The sequence below is a fragment of the Streptomyces sp. CC0208 genome, from assembly GCF_003443735.1.
GTDB classification, from domain to species: Bacteria; Actinomycetota; Actinomycetes; order Streptomycetales; family Streptomycetaceae; genus Streptomyces; species Streptomyces sviceus.
The window spans coordinates 1,202,982-1,220,711 of record NZ_CP031969.1; the positions used below are offsets into that span (position 1 = coordinate 1,202,982).

Consider the following 17,730-nt stretch of genomic DNA (forward strand, 5'->3'; position numbering starts at 1 on the left):
CCCGGCTTTGGGCCGGTCTGAGCACGGCATGGGGCATTCCGCTCACGCCGGGCGGCGCGGCCCGGCGTCAGCGGCGTACGCATGGCCGAAGGGGGGCCGGTCGGAGAGAGTGTGGGCTCCTCCCGACCTGCGCCGGACTCAGCTGTGGTCGTGGCCCAGCGGGTCGCCTTCCGTCTCGGTGCCGGGGCCCGGGCCGATCTGGATCCCGAAGTCGCCGTCGTACTTCCGGTGGCCCTCGATCACGGCGAGTTCGACGGCCTCGGAGCCCATTTCGCCACGCACGATCACCGGGTCCTGGCGCAGATCGCGCATGAGGGCGACACACATGCCGATCATCACGAGGACGAAGGGCGCGGCTGCCAGGATCGTGAGGTTCTGCAGTCCGGTGAGCGCGTCGCCCTGGCCGCTGCCGACGAGCAGCATGATGGCGGCGACCGCGCCGGTCACCACACCCCAGAACACGACGACGAATCGGCCGGGTTCGAGAGCGCCCTTCTGGGAGAGCGTACCCATCACGATGGACGCGGCGTCGGCGCCGGAGACGAAGAAGATGCCGACCAGGATCATCACGAGCAGGCTGGTGGCGGTGGCGAGGGGGAACTCCTGGAGCACGCCGAAGAGCTGGCCCTCCGGGGTCGACTCGCCGGCGAGCGCGCCGCCCTCCTTCAGCTTCATGGCCGTACCGCCGAAGATCGCGAACCAGACGAGGCTGACCGTGCTGGGCACCAGGATGACGCCGCCGACGAACTGCCGGATGGTGCGGCCGCGGCTGATGCGGGCGATGAACATGCCGACGAAGGGCGTCCAGGAGATCCACCAGGCCCAGTAGAAGACGGTCCAGCTGCCGAGCCAGTCCGCGACGCCCTTGCCGCCGCTCGCCTCGGTACGGCCGGCGAGCTGGGGCAGGTCGCCGAGGTAGGAGAAGACCGAGGTGGGCAGCAGGTCGAGCACGATGATCGTGGGGCCCGCGATGAACACGAACACGGCGAGGATCAGGGCGAGCACCATGTTGGTGTTGGACAGCCACTGGATGCCCCGCTCGATGCCGGAGACGGCCGAGAGGACGAAGGCCAGGGTCAGCACGGCGATGATCGTGACGAGCAGTCCGGTGCTGACGTCGTCCATCCAGTTCAGCTCCTGGAAACCGGAGCCGATCTGGAGGGCGCCGAGACCCAGGGAGGCCGCGGAGCCGAAGACGGTGGCGATGATCGCGAGGATGTCGATCACCCGGCCCGCGGTGCCGTTCGCGTGCCTCTCCCCGATGAGCGGGGTGAACACGGCGCTGATGGTCTGCCGCCGACGCTTGCGGTAGGTGCTGTAGGCGATGCCGAGGCCGACCACCGCGTAGATCGCCCAGGGGTGCAGGGTCCAGTGGAAGAGGGTGGTGGCCATCGCCGTCTCCATGCGTTCACCGGAGTTGGCAGGGTTCGTGCCCGGAGGCGGGGTCGTGTAGTGCGAGAGCGGCTCGCTGACGCCGTAGAACATCAGGCCGATGCCCATGCCGGCGCTGAACATCATCGCGACCCACGAGACGGTCTTGAACTCGGGTTCCTCGCCCTCGGCGCCCAGGTGGATGCGGCCGTAGCGGCTCATCGCGAGCCAGAGGGCGAACACCACGAAACACGAGGCGGCCAGCATGAAGGCCCAGCCGCCGTTGTGGATCAGCCCGCCGAGCATGCTGGTGGACACGTCCTCCAGCGAGTCGGTCGCCGCCCAGCCCCAGATCACGAAGGCCAGGGTGATGGCGGCGGTGACGCCGAACACCACCCGGTCGGTCCGGTGGCCGAGAATCCCCGCGGCGGGGTCTTCCCGGCCACCTCTCTGCTTCAGCTCTTCAGTCATCTGCGGCACCTTCCCCTGGGGCGGTGGATACGCCGGTTTTCACACAGTTCCCCAGGACCTACCACAGGTGCCGCAGATTGGAGCCGATTCAACAGGCGGTGTCGGGCTCCCCGACCGTCAGGTGGTACGGAGCGTGTTCGTCGAGAAGCAGCGGGACGAGGGCGCGCAGGGGCTGGCCGAGCGGGACGTAGGTGCCCTTCGTCCGCACCCCGTGCAGGGCGAGTTCGTCCTTCACCTCCGTGTACTGGGCGTCGGTGAGCCGGTAACCGCAGGGCGGGTCCTGGATCGCCTCGGCGGGTTCGGGCGGGTCGTTGTCGGCGCCGCCGAGGTAGACCGGGCCGGTGCCTTCCGCTCGGCGGGCCTCCGTGGTGGCCGCCTCGATCCGTCCGCGGCGTTCGTCGGTGTATCCGAACAGCCCCTTCAGGGCGGCCAGTTGGGAGTGGACCCGGCGCCGGTTGTTGCTCGCCTGGTCCGTGTCCGTCAGGGGCTCGACGCGGCTCTCGATCAGCAGGCCGATCGCGTGCTTGACGCCCGACATGTTGCGCAGGATGCGTTCCTGGCCGTCGCCGGCGACCTGTTTGACCGGGTCACCGGTGACCGGGTCGGTCCAGATGCCGTACGTGCCGGTGGAGTGGCCGGCCTTCTGGGCGGCCGGTCGTACGTACGCCCGGGACAGGGTCTCGGCCTCGTCGTGGACGGTCCGGTCGGTGTTGAGGTTGCGGGGCCAGAGGTCGAAGAGGTCCTTGTCGTAGTAACCGGGTGTGGCGGAGTACTCGTGCAGGTCGTAGATCACGTCCGGTTGCCGGTCCCGGACGACCTTCGCCATGGCGCGGGCCTCGGCGGTGGCCAGGGCGAGATGGTCGCGGTTGACGTCGACACCGTCGCTGTTGCCGCGGGTGTCGGCGGCCCGGCCGTCCGGGTTGGCGGTGGGCACGACCAGCACGGTGGTGCGGTCGAGGAAGCGCCGGGTGCGGGCGTCCTTCGCGTACGCCAGGTCGCGGACCGTGGTGAGACAGGCCTCGCGGCCGGAGGGCTCGTCGCCGTGCTGGCTGCACACGAGGAGGACCTTGTTCGCTGCGTGGCGTGCGCCGACCTGGACGAGCTGGAGGGGACGGCCCTGTTTCGTCGTACCGATCCGGCCGACGGAGACCCGGCTGCTCGCCCGATCGACCTGGGTGAGGAAGTCCTGTTCCTCGGACTCGCCGGTCCAGCGGGCGCCGGCTGTCTTCTCGAAGCCGGTGCGGGGCGCGGCCTCGGCGGCTTCGGCAGGTGTCGCGATCAGGGAGGCGGCCAGGGCCACCACGCTCGCGGTGACGGCTCGGATCATCGTCCTCCCTCCGGGACGCGGTGCACGGCGCGCGGTGCCTGAACGCCGTCGAGGACCGCTGCCCGAGGGGGTACGGCGGTCCCGGCGCCCTTCGTGGCGTGCGCGAAGGCGGAGGCGCCGCCGACCAGCGGGACGCGGGCCGAGGTGCGGGCCAGATCGATCGTCAGGGTGGGCTTGGTGGACGGCGGGTCGATGAGGTCCTTGTCGGTGCCCGCGACGATCAGGGCGAGGCGGTGGCCGGCCGGGACGACGTGGTCCGTGGCGCCGAGGTCGAGGGTGATGGTGTAGGCCTTGCCCGGGGTGAGCGGGACGCCCTTCCCCGGGTCGGCGTAGTTGCCGAGGTCGGCCCAGCCGCGGCTGACCACCGTGTAGTCGACGGCGGTGGTCTTCGCCCGGGTCTCCTTGAAGCAGGCGCTGTCACCGGTGGTGCTGACGCCCCAGCAGGTGCGGTTCGTGAGCGTGGTGATGCCTTCACCGCCGGCCGCGTAGTCGCGGATGGTGTCGGGGCCGAGGTCCACGAGCACGGCGGAGAGGTGGGCCGTGGAGGTGGTCGGGGTCGCCGTGACCGTGACCTTGGAGAGGCCGGACAGCCGGAGGTCCTTGGTGAGGGTGCCCGTCGTGAAGCCCGCCTTGTCGGGGGTGGACGTGTCGATCCGGGCGGCCCAGTCGGTCTCGCTCAGCGCCGGGTCGTCGGTGAAGGTCTCCGTGCCCTTGGCCTTGGTGAGGCCGAGGGTCCCCACGCCCGGCCGGGGGCCCTGGGCGGGACGCAATGTGGCCGTTGAAGTGCCGTGCGGGGGCCAGGACTTCGAGGTGACCCATTGGTCAGGATGACGCTCGATGTCGGCCATGGGTTCACGGTCGATGCCGTTGTCGTAGCCGAGGAGTTCGTGGTCGAACCAGCGGTGCAGGGTGTCGACCCACGCCGTGCGCCGGAAGTCGAAGGGATCGACGTGGCCGGTCTGGGAGAGCCAGATCTTGCGCTCGACGCCGTTCTTCGCGAGGGCGTCCCACCACGGACCGAGGTGCTGGAGACGGACGTTGAGGTCCTGCATGCCGTGCACGAGGAAGACGCTGGCCCTGACCTTCTTCGCGTCCTTCACGTAGTCGCGTTCGGTCCACAGCGGGGTCCGGTCGCCGGTGCGGGGCGCCTGGTCGACGAGCTTCTGCTGGACGGCGGCGCACTTGGCGCGGGCGTCGGGGCTGTCGACGTAGTCGGACAGCCAGTCGGGGCCGGAGTCGTAGAGCGGGGCGCCCTTCGAGAAGTAGTAGTCGTACCAGGTGGAGATGGCGCTGATCGGGACGATGGTCTTCAGGCCCCTGACACCGGTGGCGGCCACGCCGTTGGCGATGGTGCCGTCCCAGCTCTTGCCGATCATGCCGGTCCTGCCGTTGGTCCAGCCGGCCCTGGTCCTCTCGGTTCCCGTGCGGCTCGTGTAGGCCGTGGCCCGGCCGTTCAGCCAGTCGACCACCGCTTTCGCGGACTGGATGTCGGAGCGGCCGCCGACGTCCACACAGCCGTCGGAGCGGTTGGTGCCGGCGAGGTCGACACCGACGAAGGCGTAGCCGCGGGGCACGAAGTAGTTGTCGTAGAACAGCGGCATCTGGACGACGTCGCCGTTCGCGTCGTACGTCTTCAGCTGGCTCTCGTTGCCGCGTCCGCAGCAGGAGTAGTAGGGGCTGGCGTCCATGATGACCGGGACCTTGCGGCCCTTCTGTGCTGCTTCGCGGGGCCGGACGATGTCGACGGCCACGCGGTCGGTCTTTCCGTCACCGTCGCCGTCGAGCCGGGTGTCCACCCAGACGGCCTCGCGGACGGCGTTCTCGTACGAGTAGATCGGTTGGCTCTCCCGCGGGGCCGGCTGTGCCTGTGCGGTCGCGGGTGCGAGGAAGGTCGCCAGCAGGGCGGCGGTGGCCGCGGCGGCGGTCGCGAGCGGTCTCCAGATCATGAAGCGCGTGCGTATCGACATGCGCGGACGGTACTGCGGTCAACTCCCGTACAAAAGAGGGCCCCTTGAGTCCGTGACGGCCGAATGGCGATCGTGTGACAGGAGTGGTCGTGGACACATTCAGCTCACAGGTGGTGAATAGGCTGCGAACAGACCTCGTGCCCCTACGACTTGGAGCTTTCGTGCACCGCAGACTCATCGCACCGGGCGCATTCGCGGCGGCCTCCCTGATGCTGGCGATCCCGGCGTCGGCGGCGAGCTTCTCCCCCGGCGCTCCGGGAATCGGCGACCCCTATTACCCGGACTACGGCAACGGCGGATACGACGTCTCCCACTACGACCTGCGGCTGAAGTACCAGCCGGCCACGGACGAACTGGAGGGCACCGCCACCCTCCTGGCCCGCACCACGCAGGATCTGTCCCGCTTCGATCTGGACTTTCTGCTCGACGTGAGCGAGGTGCGGGTCAACGGCACCAAGGCGTCGTTCACCACCTCGGGCGAGCACGAGCTGGAGGTCACCCCGAAGTCGCCGCTGGCCAAGGGCACTTCCGTGACGGTGGTGGTCCGCTACAGCGGGGTGCCGTCGTCGAAGCAGGCGTACGGCTTCACCAGCTGGCACCGCACTGCGGACGGCGGGGTCGGGGCGAACGAGCCCGAGGCGGCCTGGTGGTGGTTCCCGAGCAACGACCACCCGCTCGACAAGGCCACCTACGACGTGTCGGTCCTGGTGCCGGACGGCAGTCAGGCCATCTCCAACGGCACGCTCCAGTCGACGAGTTCACGCCTCGGCTGGACCCGCTGGAACTGGCGCTCCGACAAGCCGCAGGCCACGTATCTGGCGACACTGGCCGTCGGCCGGTTCGACATCACGACCGGGACGACCGACGGTGGGATTCCCGTCGTCAACGCCTACAGCAAGGACCTCGGGGCCAACTACGGCGCCGCGCGCGCCAGCGTCGAGCGGACCGGGGAGATCGCCGACTGGCTGAGCGGCTGGTTCGGGCCGTATCCCTTCGACGCGCTCGGCGGCTATGTGCCGAACACGAACACCGGGTACGCGCTGGAGACGCAGACCCGGCCCTTCTACAGCCCGCGGCAGTTCGCGAACGGGTCCAACACCTCCGTGGTCGTGCACGAGTTGGCCCACCAGTGGTACGGCGACCTGGTGTCCGTGCACGGCTGGAAGGACATCTGGATCAACGAGGGCTTCGCTCGGTACGCGCAGTGGCTGTGGTCCGAGCACGAGGACGAGGGGACCGCGCAGGAGCTCGCCGACTACGTGTACGCCTCGCATCCGGCCGACGACACGTTCTGGACGGTCAGGCCGGGTGATCCCGGTCCCGAGAACCAGTTCGACATCGCCGTCTACGACCGGGGCGCGCTGGCCCTTCAGGCGCTGCGGAACGAGATCGGCGACGAGGCGTTCTTCGCGGTGCTGAAGGGCTGGCCGCAGAAGTACGCGTACGGCAACGCGTCGGTCGCCGACTTCCAGAGGTACGCCGAGGAGGTGTCGGGGCAGCCGCTGGCCGCGCTGTTCGACACGTGGCTGTTCCAGCCGTCGAAGCCGGGGGCGCCCGCGGCGCGGGGTGCGGCGATCGCGAGGGCCGCGGAGGCTCCCGTGCAGCCGAAGTCGTGGAAGAAGATCGCCGCGACGAACGACGTGCACGGCGGTTAAGGGCCCGGGAACGGGGCCGGGACCGGGGCGGCCCATCCTTCGACGCCCGTCGAGGAGTGGGCCGCCCCGACCAGTTTGGACTCCGGTGAGCCGCGCTGTCTGAGGTGGACGGAGAGGATGGCCATGGAGGCCACCGCAAGGAGTTCGGACTGCCAGTTCTGCAGGGTGCGGCTCCAGAAGTCCGCGGACCCTGTGTAACTGCTCCAGCTCATGGGGGCCTGCGGTTGCCGCAGTTGCTCCTCGTTGTAGGCGGCGACGCCGCCGATCGACTGGGCCAGCCAGGAGAAGACGAAGATGGCGCCCATCACCAGCCCGAGGGAGTGGGAGTAGAGCCTCTGGCGCAGTCCGCCGGCGGCGGCCCATCGCGGGGAGTTCCGGTGGGCGTACGTGCCGACCTTCTGATCCTGGTCGGTCTCCGTTCCGGCCTTGTGCATCCGCACCCGCGGCTTCCTGCGCGACAACGGCCTCGGCCTGGCCTTCGGGATCGGGTTCCTGGTGGCCCTCGCCGGACAGGCGATCGTGGTCGTCCGGGTGCGTGTGGTCATCGGTGCATCGGCCCCACGACGGTGGGTCCGCATACGCCCTCAGCCTCCCTGAAGCGTGCACTGGTACGGCCGGCCCGGGCGGGGGGGTGCAGCCGGCCGCGACGACTTTCCAGCGTCGGGGAACAGGGAGAGGAAGCGGGTGTCGCCGGCCAGGATGATGCGGGCCTGTCTGCCGTAGAGCTCCATCTGGGGCAGGGGCAGCTCGGGGACGTACACGATGGTGTCCACCCCGGCCCCGCCCAGCACGAGCACGTCGATGTCCCGGCTCACGTCAGTCCTCCCCGTGGTCGTGGACGGTGCTTGATCTCCCCCATGACGCCACCGTAAAGGCCACCACTGACAGTCGCCCTCGTCAGTTCGTGAAATCGGTCAGCTCGCGGTCCGTGGTCCGCTCGACCCTGCGGCGGACGCCGAACCATCCGCCCACCAGGAGTACCGCGATCACCGGGATGAGCAGCAGCGTCCTGCGGCCGACCTCGGGGTCGTTCCACATCATGCCCAGGCAGGCCAGGAGGAAGGCGATCGTGGTGATCTCGGTGGCCGGGCTGAACGGGAGCCGGAAGGAGGGGCGGGTGACCAGGCCCGAGCGTGCGCGGCGGACGAAGACCAGGTGGCAGACCATGATGATCACCCAGGTGCTGATGACGCCGAGGGAGGCGACGTTCAGGACGATCTCGAAGGCCTGGCTCGGCATGAGGTAGTTCAGGACCACGCCGAGGACGCAGACCGCGCAGGTGAGCAGGATGCCGCCGTAGGGGACCTGGCTGCGGTTCATCCGGGCCGTGAACTTCGGGGCCGAGCCCGCCGTCGCCATCGAGCGCAGGATGCGGCCCGTGGAGTACAGCCCGGAGTTCAGCGAGGACATCGCCGCCGTCAGGACGACCAGGTTCATCACGTCACCGGCCGCCGGGACCCCGATCTTCGACAGGACCGTGACGAAGGGACTCTGGTCGGCCGAGTAGACCGAGCCCGGCAGGAGCAGGGCGAGGAGGACGACCGAGCCGACGTAGAACAGGGCCACCCGCCACATGATGGAGTTCACCGCGCGCGGGACCACCTTCTCCGGCTCCGCCGTCTCGCCCGCCGCGACACCGACCAGTTCGAGGGCGGCGTACGCGAAGATGACGCCCTGCATGACGAGGACCACCGGCATCACGCCGTGCGGGAAGACACCGCCGTTGTCGGTGATCACGCTCGGGCCCGGTGTTCCGCCGCCCACCTCGTGCTGGGTGGCCAGCAGGAAGATGCCGATGAGCATGAAGCCGACGAGCGTGGCGACCTTGATGATCGCGAACCAGAACTCCATCTCGCCGAAGATCTTCACCGAGATCAGGTTCACGGCGAGGACCACGGCCAGCGCGATCAGGGCCAGCGTCCACTGCGGGATGTCGGTGAACAGGCTCCAGTAGTGCGTGTAGAGCGCGATCGCGGTGATGTCGGCGATGCCGGTCGTCGACCAGTTCAGGAAGTACATCCAGCCGGCGACGTACGCGCCCTTCTCCCCGAGGAACTCGCGCGCGTACGACACGAAGGAGCCCGAGGAGGGGCGGTAGAGAACCAGCTCGCCCAGGGCGCGGACGACGAAGAAGGCGAAGATGCCGCAGACCAGGTAGGCCAGCGCCAGCGCCGGGCCCGCGGTGTGGAGACGTCCTCCGGCCCCCAGGAAGAGGCCGGTGCCGATCGCGCCGCCGATGGCGATCATGTTGACGTGGCGGGCCTTGAGGTCCTTGCTGTAGCCGGCGTCGCCCGCGTCGGCGGGCACCTGGGCCACGTCGGTGCGGGAGGCGGCCTGGGCCGAGTGCACGGCGTCCTTGCTCACGGTGGATCCACTCTCTGGTGCGCCCCGGCGGGTCCCGCTCGGGTTTCCGGACGTGCGTCGACCCGCACCTCGTGGTGAAAGGCACAGGCCGAGAGGGCGCATGCCCCGGAAACGACCCCTCACGCGGTGGCGGTCGTCACAGCGGGCGGCGGCTGACATGATCGGAAAGGGTCTGCCGACCGGGTGTCACAGCAGTGGTGAGACAGCGATACTGCTGCACATGACGACCGACCCCTCCCCCGATGCCGAGGAGCCGACCCTCACCGTCGACGAGCTGGCCGCGCGGGCGGGCGTCACGGTCCGCACGGTCCGCTTCTACGGCACGCGAGGGCTGCTGCCGCCGCCGGTGATCGGTCCGCGCCGGGTCGGCCACTACGGCCGTGAGCACCTCGCGCGTCTCGCGCTGATCGAGGAGCTCCAGCACCAGGGGATGACGCTGGCGGCGATCGAGCGGTACATGCAGCAGCTGCCGGCCGAGCTGAGCGCCCACGACCTCGCGATCCACCGGGCGGTGGTGGCCTCCTGGGCCCCGGACGTCGTGGAGCGGGTGACACGTGAGGAGCTGCGGCGGCGGGCGGGGCGGGCGCTGAGCGACGACGACCTGGAGCGGCTCGCCGCGATGGACGTCGTACGGCGGGACGGCGACGGCTACCGCGTCGACCTGGGCCTGCTCCGGCTCGGCGTCGCGCTGCTCGACGTTCCCCTGTCGCAGGAGGCGATCCTCGCCTCGCGGAAGGTGCTCATCGAGCACTCCCGGTCCGCCGCACACGAGTTGTCGCAGCTGTTCCGGGGCGAGGTGGCCCAACGCGACGCGCAGGACGTGAAGTCGTTGTCGGCGCACATGGAACCCCTGGTCGTGCAGGCCCTGTTGACGACCTTTCAGCGGTCCCTGAAGGAGGAGCTGCGGGAGTGGACGTCAGAGGTGGGCGGGGCCTCCTGACCCGGTGAGGAGTCCCCCGCGCGCCGGGCGGACCGGCATCGCCCGCCCGGCGCGCGCGACGTCGCCTCACTCGTCCCCGAAACGGCCCCCGTTCTCCGCCTTCTCGACCAGCAGTGCCGGAGGCGTGAAGCGCTCTCCGTACCGGTCCGCCAGTTCACGCGCGCGTGCCACGAAGCCGGGCAGGCCGCCCTCGTAGCCGTTGATGTACTGGAGGACACCGCCTGTCCAGCCCGGGAAACCGATGCCGAAGACGGAACCGATGTTGGCGTCGGCGACCGAGGTCAGGACTCCCTCCTCAAGGAGCCTGACCGTGTCCAGCGCCTCGGAGAACAGCATGCGTTCCTGCATGTCCTCGAAGGGGATCTCCGAGCCCGCTCGGGTGAAGTGTTCGCGCAGGCCCGGCCACAGTGCGGACCGCTTTCCGTCGGCGCCGTAGTCGTAGAAGCCGCCGCCCCCACTGCGGCCGGTGCGGCCGAACTCGTCGACCATGCGGTCGATGACCGCTTCGGCGGGGTGGGGCGTCCAGGTGCCGCCGGACTCCTCGACCGCCTGCTTCGTCTCCTTGCGGATCTTGCGCGGGAGCGTCAGCGTCAGTTCGTCCATCAGGGAGAGGACCTTGGCCGGGTAGCCCGCCTGCGCCGCGGCCTGTTCGATCGACGCGGGCTCGATGCCCTCGCCGACCATCGCGACGCCCTCGTTGAGGAAGTGGCCGATCACGCGGGAGGTGAAGAACCCGCGGGAGTCGTTCACCACGATCGGGGTCTTGTTGATCTGCCGCACCAGGTCGAAGGCCCTCGCGAGGGCTTCCTCGCCCGTGCGCTCGCCCTTGATGATCTCGACCAGCGGCATCTTGTCGACCGGCGAGAAGAAGTGCAGGCCGATGAAGTCGTCCTGGCGCTCCACGCCCTCGGCGAGCGCGGTGATCGGCAGGGTCGAGGTGTTGGAGCACAGCAGCGCGTCCGGCTCGACGATGTGCTGGATCTCCTGGAAGACCTTGTGCTTGAGCGCCGTGTCCTCGAAGACGGCCTCGATGACCGCGTCGCAGCCGGCCAGGTCCTGCGGGTCCGCCGTCGGGGTGATGCGGGCCAGGAGCGCGTCCGCCTTCTCCTGGGTCGTACGGCCTCGGGAGACCGCCTTCGCGCAGAGCTTCTCCGAGTAGGCCCTGCCCTTGGCCGCCGCCTGCGGGGACACGTCCTTGAGGACCACGTCGATGCCGGCGCGGGCACAGGAGTACGCGATGCCGGCGCCCATCATCCCGGCGCCGAGCACGGCCACCTTGCGGACCTGGCGGGGTGCCACGCCCTTGGGTCGGTTCGCGCCGGAGTTCACCGCCTGGAGGTCGAAGAAGAACGCCTGGATCATGTTCTTGGAGGTCTGGCCGGCGGCCAGTTCGACGAAGTAGCGCGCCTCGATGACCTGCGCGGTCTCGAAGTCGACCTGGGCGCCTTCCACGGCGGCCGCGAGGATGTTGCGCGGGGCCGGGTAGGGCGCGCCGTTGGTCTGCTTGCGCAGGCTCGCCGGGAAGGCGGGCAGGTTCGCCGCGAACTTCGGGTGGGCGGGCGTGCCGCCCGGGATGCGGTAGCCCGGCTTGTCCCAGGGCTGCTGGGACTCCGGGTTGGCCTCGATGAACGCGCGGGCCTTGGCGAGGAGTTCGTCCTGTGTGGTGGCCACGTCGTCGACCAGGCCGTTCTGGAGGGCGCGCTGCGGGGCGTACTGCGTGCCCTGGAGCAGGACCTTCAGGAGGGCGTCGGCGATGCCCAGGAGGCGCACGGTGCGGACCACACCGCCGCCGCCCGGCAGCAGGCCCAAGGTGACCTCGGGGCAGCCGATCTTGGAGCCGGGCGCGTCCAGGGCGATGCGGTGGTGGCAGGCCAGGGCGATCTCGTAACCGCCGCCGAGGGCCGCGCCGTTGATGGCGGCGACGACCGGCTTGCCCAGGGTCTCGATGCGGCGCAGGTTGCGCTTGATGGCGAGGCCGCCGTCGAAGAGCTCCTGCGCGGTCTCCGGGGTGACCCGGATGAGGTCGCGCAGGTCGCCGCCGGCGAAGAAGGTCTTCTTGGCGGAGGTGATGATGACACCACGAATGGTGTCCTTCTCGGCCTCCAGGCGGTCGGTGATCACCGCGAGGGAGTCGCGGAACGCCTGGTTCATGGTGTTGGCGGACTGGTTCGGGTCGTCGAGGACGAGGGTGACGACGCCTGTGCGGTCCTGTTCCCAGCGGATGGTCGTGGACTGAGTGCTCATGTGGAAGTGCTCCGTGTGATCCGTCGTATCCGTGGGAGGGGGTCAGATGCGCTCGACGATGGTGGCGATGCCCATGCCGCCGCCCACACAGAGCGTCGCGAGGCCGTACCGCTTGTCCTGGCGCTCCAGTTCGTCGATCAGGCTGCCCAGGATCATGGCGCCGGTGGCGCCGAGCGGGTGGCCCAGCGCGATCGCGCCGCCGTTGACGTTGACCTTGTCCAGGGAGAGTCCCATGTCCCGCACGAAGCGCAGGACGACCGCCGCGAAGGCCTCGTTGATCTCGACGAGGTCGATGTCGTCGATGCTCAGGCCGGCCTTGGCGAGGGCCTTGCGGGTGGCGGGTGCGGGGCCGGTGAGCATGATGGTGGGCTCGGAGCCGGAGACCGCGGCGGAGACGATCCGCGCGCGCGGGGTGAGGCCGTAGCGCTCACCGACCTCCTTGGAACCGATCGCGACCAGCGAGGCGCCGTCGACGATGCCGGAGGAGTTGCCCGCGTGGTGGACGTGGTCGATCTTCTCGACCCAGTGGTACTTCTGCAGGGCCACCGCGTCGAAGCCGCCCAGGTCGCCGATGTCCGCGAAGGACGGCTTGAGCTTCGCGAGGGAGTCGGCGGTGGTGCCGGGGCGCAGGTGCTCGTCGTGGTCGAGGACGGTCAGGCCCGCGCGGTCCTTCACCGGGACGACGGAGCGGTCGAAGCGGCCCTCCTTCCAGGCCGTGGCGGCACGCTCCTGGCTCAGAGCGGCGTATTCGTCGACGTCACGCCGGGAGAATCCCTCGATCGTGGCGATCAGGTCGGCGCCGATGCCCTGCGGCACGAAGTTGACGGCGAGGTTGGTCATCGGGTCGTTGAACCAGGCGCCGCCGTCGGAGGCCATCGGCACCCGGGACATGGACTCGACGCCGCCCGCGAGGACCAGGTCCTCCCAGCCCGAACGGACCTTTGCGGCGGCCATGTTGACGGCCTCCAGGCCCGAGGCACAGAAGCGGTTCTCCTGCACGCCCGCGACCGTGTCCGGCAGTCCTGCGGCGACGGCGGCGATCCGGGCGATGTCGGAGCCCTGGTCGCCGACCGGGCCGACGACACCGAGCACGATGTCGTCGACCGCCGCCGGGTCCAGGTCCGGGAAACGGGCGCGGATCTCGTGGATGAGTCCCACGACCAGGTCGATGGGCTTGGTGCCGTGCAGGGCGCCGTTCGCCTTGCCGCGGCCGCGCGGGGTGCGGATCGCGTCGTACACGTACGCTTCGGTGCTCACGGGGAAGCCTTTCAAATGAGGGTCAGCTCAACAGGGAACGGCCGATGATCTCTTTCATGATCTCGGTCGTGCCGCCGTAGATGGTCTGGATCCGGCCGTCGGTGAAGGCCCGCGCGACCGGGTACTCGCTCATGTAGCCGTAGCCGCCGTGCAGTTGCAGGCAGCGGTCGGCGACCCGCTTCTGGAGCTCGGTCGCCCACCACTTGGCCATGAAGGCGTGGACGGCGTCCAGTCCTCCGTCGGAGTGGTCCTCGACGCAGCGGTCGACGAACGTCCGCGTGACCGCGCACTCCGTGGCCATCTCGGCTATCTCGAACCGGATGTGCTGCTTGGTGGCGAGCGGCCGGCCGAAGGCCTCGCGCCCCTTGACGTACTCGGTGGTGATCTCCAGGAGGTGTTCGGCGGCGGCGATCGCGGAGACGGCGATGCTCAGCCGCTCCTGGGCGAGGTTGGTCATCAGGTGCCCGAAGGCGCCGTCGCGCTCGCCGAGGAGGTTCTCCTTGGGCACGCGCACGTCGTGGAAGAACAACTCGGAGGTGTCCTGCGCCTTCTGACCGATCTTGTCGAGGTTGCGGCCGCGCTCGAAGCCCGCCGTGCCGCGCTCGACGACCAGCAGCGACAGCCCGCGGGCCCCGCCCTCGGGAGTGGTCCTCGCGACGACGATCACCAGGTCGGCGATGATCCCGTTGGAGATGAAGGTCTTGGAGCCGTTCAGCACCCAGTGGTCGCCCCGCTCCTCCGCGTGCGTGCGGATGCCCTGGAGGTCGGAGCCCGCGCCGGGCTCGGTCATGGCGATGGCGGTGATCAGCGAGCCGTCGCAGAAGCCGGGCAGCCAGCGGCGCTTCTGCTCCTCGGTGGCGAGGCCGGTGAGGTACGGGCCGATGACGTCGTTGTGCAGACCCAGGGCGAGTCCGGGAGTGCCCGCGCGCGTGAACTCCTCGGCGAGGACGGTGGCGTAGCGGAAGTCGGTCGTGCCGCCGCCCCCGAACTCCTCGGGCACGGCGATCCCGAGGAGGCCCTGCTTGCCGGCCGCCCGCCAGGCCTCGCGGGAGACGATGCCGTCCTTCTCCCACTGCGCGTAGTACGGCAGGACCTCCCTGGCCAGGAAGGCACGCACGGTCGCGCGGAACGCGTCGTGCTCGGGGGCGAAGAGCTGCCGCTTCATTCGGGGCCTTTCCGGGGTTCCTGGTCTTTCACGACATCCGGTACGTCCCACGCGAGATCCGGTACGTCCCAGTCGCGTGCCACGTCCGCGGTGTCGGCGCCGTCCCGGGCGGGCCCGGTGCGGACGGCCGTCGGGGTCGCGGAGAAGCGGGGCGCGGGCGCGGGCTGGGTGATGCCGCCGTGGTCGGTGAAGGTGCCGCGGGCGGCGAGGTGCGGGTGGTGCGGGGCCTCGCGCAGCGACAGGACGGGCGCCACGCACGCGTCGGTGCCCTCGAAGACGGCCGCCCACTCGTCTCTCGTACGGCTGCGGAATCGGGCCGCTACCGCCTCGCGCAGGTCGCCCCAGCGGGTCCAGTCCTTGCGGGCGTCCGTGAAGTCCGGGACGCCGAGCAGGTCGAGGAACAGGTCGTAGAACTGCGGCTCCAGCGCGCCCACCGCCATGTACTTCCCGTCGGCGGTCTCGTAGGTGCCGTAGTACGGGCAGCCGCCGTCCAGGAGGTTGGCGCCGCGCCGGTCCTGCCAGCCGCCGGCCGCGGTCATGGCGTGGATCATCGCGGAGAGGTGGGACGTGCCGTCGACGATGGCGGCGTCGACGACCTGGCCGGTGCCGGTCGCGCGCGCGTGATGGAGGGCGGCGAGAACGCCGACGACGAGGTAGAGGGAGCCGCCCGCGTAGTCACCGAGGAGGTTGGCGGGGACGGCCGGGGGACGGCCAGGTTCGCCGATCATGCCGAGGGTGCCGGTGAGGGCGATGTAGGCGATGTCGTGCCCGGCGCGCTGGGCCAGCGGTCCCTGCTGGCCCCAGCCGGTCATCCGGCCGTAGACGAGGGCGGGGTTGCGCGCGTGGCAGTCCTCGGGGCCGACGCCGAGGCGCTCGGCGACACCGGGGCGGTTGCCCTCGATCAGGATGTCGGCGCGGGCGGCGAGGTCGAGGACGCGCGCGGGTCCTTCGGGGGCCTTGAGGTCGACGACCACGGAGCGCTTGTTGCGGTTGGTGATGTCGTGGTCGGGGTCGATCGAGAGGGCGGCGCCGCCAGGGCGGGAGACGCGGACGACGTCGGCTCCCAGGTCGGCGAGGAGCATGCCCGCGAAGGGGCCCGGCCCGATGCCGGCGAGCTCCACCACGCGCACGCCGGCGAGCGGGCCGTGCCCGGGCGTCGTTGCCGTTGTCATGCAGCCCCCATTGGCGTGACACAACTGATGTAACACCAGTGATGCTATGAACGTGTTCCAGTGGACACAAGACCTGAACGAGCAAGCGCTTAGCCAATTATCGGCCGGTCACCGCTCGTCGAGTTCGGCTATCAGCCGTTTCGGTGCGATCGCGCGGTGGCTCTCTTCGACCCAGTCGCACAGCAGGTCCGCCGTCTTGTTGACCTTGGCGACGGTCTCACCCCAAGGGCTGTATCGATGTGCGGCTCCGCCGCTTGGCCTCGGTGACGCCCGGCAGCCCGAGGGCGAACTCGCGTACTTTCTCCCACTTCTTCAGGGCGTTCCTGGGTACGGCCACCGTCCCACCTCCGGCCTCCTCGTCGGGCTCCGCACCCCTCACGCTAGCCTCGGCCACCGACAACGGCGCGTGCGGCGGGATACAGGAGTGTCATGAGCAGGCTGAAAAAGTCGGACCGTCCCTACGACATCGTGCTGTTCGGGGCGACGAGTTTCGCGGGAGCACTCACCGCCCGGTACCTCGCCGCGCACGGCCCGGACGGTCTGCGCTGGGCGATCGCCGGCCGCAGCGAGGACAAGCTCAGGGCGCTGCGCGAGCGGCTGCCGGCGGGCACCGACGTCGGGGTCCTCACGGCCGACGTGTCGGACCCGGACTCGCTGCGCGCCCTCGCGGAAGGCGCGCGCGTGGTCGCCACCACGGTCGGCCCCTACCTGACGTACGGCGAGGAGCTGGTCGCCGCCTGCGCGGACGCGGGGACGGACTACCTCGACCTCTCGGGCGAGCCGGAGTTCGTGGACCTGATGTATGTCCGGCACGACGCACGCGCGCGTGAGACGGGCGCACGGCTGGTGCACGCCTGCGGCTTCGACTCGGTCCCGCACGACCTGGGGGCGTACTTCACCGTCCGGCAGCTGCCGGAGGGCGTTCCGCTCACCGTCGACGGGTTCGTGACCGCGGACGCCATGTTCTCCGGCGGGACCTTCGCCTCGGCCCTCAACCAGTTCGCGCGCGGCCGGCAGATGATCGCCGCCGCCCGGGACCGCGGTCGGCACGAGCCGCGCCTGGTGGGCCGACGGGCCGCCGCGCCGACCGGCTCCCCCCGGTACGCGCAGGAGGTCGGCGCCTGGGCGCTGCCGCTGCCGACCATCGACGCACAGATCGTCCGGCGCTCCGCGAAGGCACTGGAGCGCTACGGCCCGGACTTCCGCTACCGCCACTACGCGGCCGTACGGCGGCTGCCGGTCGCGGTGGGCGGGGTCGCGGCCGTGGGCGCCCTGTTCGCGGCGGCCCAGGTGCCGCCCGCGCGTCGCTGGCTGTCCGGCCGGGTCAGGCCGGGTGACGGCCCGAGCCCCGAGAAGCGGGCGAAGAGCTGGTTCTCGGTGCGCTTCGTCGGCGAGGGCGGTGGCCGACGGGTGTTCACCGAGGTAGCGGGCGGCGACCCGGGGTACGACGAGACAGCGAAGATGTTCGCCGAGTCGGCGCTGTCCCTGGCCTTCGACGACCTCCCGGAGACGTCCGGTCAGGTCACGACGGCGGTGGCGATGGGGGACGCGCTGATCGAGCGGCTGCGACGGGCCGGGATCACCTTCCGGGTGGCGTCGAGCCGGTGAGCCCGTGTCAGAAGGACCAGGCCATGACTCAGAAGGACCAGCCCGCCACCGTGTAGATCATCCCCGCGATCCAGCCGAGCCCGGCGAGCACCCCGAGGACCAGCGCGGCGGTCACGGCACGCTCGACGGGCCGGTTCGGGTCGGCGAGGGGCTTGGGGGAACGGTGGGTCATGCGGTGCGTCGTCATGC

14 protein-coding genes and 1 pseudogene are annotated in these 17,730 nt (G+C 70.3%); 3 read left to right on the top strand and 12 right to left on the bottom strand.

Going from position 1 to position 17,730, the window contains the following annotated elements:
* Nucleotides 1-138: 138 nt before the first annotated feature.
* The 3 genes from D1369_RS05605 to D1369_RS05615 all read right to left on the bottom strand — a co-directional run bounded on the left by D1369_RS05605 (nt 139) and on the right by D1369_RS05615 (nt 5,136).
* Entirely contained in the window at nt 139-1,842 is a 1,704-nt protein-coding gene (locus tag D1369_RS05605) for a BCCT family transporter (RefSeq protein ID WP_050789793.1), read from the bottom strand.
* Between the two features lie 88 nt (nt 1,843-1,930).
* On the bottom strand, nt 1,931-3,169 hold the full coding sequence (locus D1369_RS05610) for a M14 family metallocarboxypeptidase (RefSeq protein ID WP_007386124.1): 1,239 nt from the start codon (nt 3,167-3,169) through the stop codon (nt 1,931-1,933).
* A complete protein-coding gene (locus tag D1369_RS05615) occupies nt 3,166-5,136 on the bottom strand; it encodes a Xaa-Pro dipeptidyl-peptidase (protein WP_007386123.1) in 1,971 nt (656 codons plus the stop codon). The genes D1369_RS05610 and D1369_RS05615 overlap by 4 nt, the downstream gene beginning before the upstream one ends.
* A gap of 161 nt (nt 5,137-5,297) precedes the next feature.
* Between D1369_RS05615 and D1369_RS05620 the strand changes: the two genes are divergently transcribed.
* Nucleotides 5,298-6,791, top strand: coding sequence for a M1 family metallopeptidase (locus D1369_RS05620; protein ID WP_037902081.1), 1,494 nt, complete (start codon nt 5,298-5,300; stop codon nt 6,789-6,791).
* On the opposite strand, the gene D1369_RS05625 is transcribed toward D1369_RS05620, so the two are convergent.
* The 3 genes from D1369_RS05625 to D1369_RS05635 form a co-directional block, all read right to left on the bottom strand.
* Entirely contained in the window at nt 6,788-7,336 is a 549-nt protein-coding gene (locus tag D1369_RS05625; RefSeq protein WP_240436051.1) for a DUF6766 family protein, read from the bottom strand. The two genes, D1369_RS05620 and D1369_RS05625, sit on opposite strands and share 4 nt — an antisense overlap.
* A 39-nt stretch (nt 7,337-7,375) precedes the next feature.
* Nucleotides 7,376-7,606, bottom strand: a complete 231-nt coding sequence (locus tag D1369_RS05630) for a hypothetical protein (protein WP_007386120.1) — start codon at nt 7,604-7,606, stop codon at nt 7,376-7,378.
* An 82-nt stretch (nt 7,607-7,688) separates the two neighbouring features.
* The gene (locus tag D1369_RS05635; protein WP_007386119.1) at nt 7,689-9,155 is read right to left on the bottom strand and encodes an amino acid permease; all 1,467 of its coding nucleotides are present in this window, start codon (nt 9,153-9,155) and stop codon (nt 7,689-7,691) included.
* Nucleotides 9,156-9,375: 220 nt separating this feature from the next.
* Between D1369_RS05635 and D1369_RS05640 the strand changes: the two genes are divergently transcribed.
* Nucleotides 9,376-10,095 carry a MerR family transcriptional regulator gene (locus tag D1369_RS05640; RefSeq protein ID WP_162950999.1) on the top strand — a complete coding sequence of 240 codons (720 nt, stop codon included), beginning with the start codon at nt 9,376-9,378 and terminating at the stop codon, nt 10,093-10,095.
* A gap of 66 nt (nt 10,096-10,161) precedes the next feature.
* On the opposite strand, the gene D1369_RS05645 is transcribed toward D1369_RS05640, so the two are convergent.
* The 5 genes and pseudogenes from D1369_RS05645 to D1369_RS05665 form a co-directional block, all read right to left on the bottom strand.
* A complete protein-coding gene (locus D1369_RS05645; protein ID WP_007386117.1) occupies nt 10,162-12,339 on the bottom strand; it encodes a 3-hydroxyacyl-CoA dehydrogenase NAD-binding domain-containing protein in 2,178 nt (725 codons plus the stop codon).
* 42 nt (nt 12,340-12,381) lie between these two features.
* Nucleotides 12,382-13,596, bottom strand: a complete 1,215-nt coding sequence (locus D1369_RS05650; RefSeq protein ID WP_037902076.1) for an acetyl-CoA C-acetyltransferase — start codon at nt 13,594-13,596, stop codon at nt 12,382-12,384.
* Between the two features lie 22 nt (nt 13,597-13,618).
* On the bottom strand, nt 13,619-14,761 hold the full coding sequence (locus D1369_RS05655; protein WP_007386115.1) for an acyl-CoA dehydrogenase family protein: 1,143 nt from the start codon (nt 14,759-14,761) through the stop codon (nt 13,619-13,621).
* Nucleotides 14,758-15,933 carry a CaiB/BaiF CoA-transferase family protein gene (locus tag D1369_RS05660; protein ID WP_007386114.1) on the bottom strand — a complete coding sequence of 392 codons (1,176 nt, stop codon included), beginning with the start codon at nt 15,931-15,933 and terminating at the stop codon, nt 14,758-14,760. The genes D1369_RS05655 and D1369_RS05660 overlap by 4 nt, the downstream gene beginning before the upstream one ends.
* A 108-nt stretch (nt 15,934-16,041) precedes the next feature.
* A pseudogene (locus D1369_RS05665) lies at nt 16,042-16,270 on the bottom strand (hypothetical protein).
* Nucleotides 16,271-16,362: 92 nt separating this feature from the next.
* Here D1369_RS05665 and D1369_RS05670 point away from each other — a divergent pair.
* Nucleotides 16,363-17,541 (top strand): saccharopine dehydrogenase NADP-binding domain-containing protein, encoded by a 1,179-nt coding sequence (locus D1369_RS05670; protein ID WP_118082303.1) that lies wholly within the window; start codon nt 16,363-16,365, stop codon nt 17,539-17,541.
* A 28-nt stretch (nt 17,542-17,569) separates the two neighbouring features.
* On the opposite strand, the gene D1369_RS05675 is transcribed toward D1369_RS05670, so the two are convergent.
* Nucleotides 17,570-17,728, bottom strand: coding sequence for a hypothetical protein (locus D1369_RS05675; RefSeq protein ID WP_086723806.1), 159 nt, complete (start codon nt 17,726-17,728; stop codon nt 17,570-17,572).
* Between the last annotated feature and the right edge of the window lie 2 nt (nt 17,729-17,730).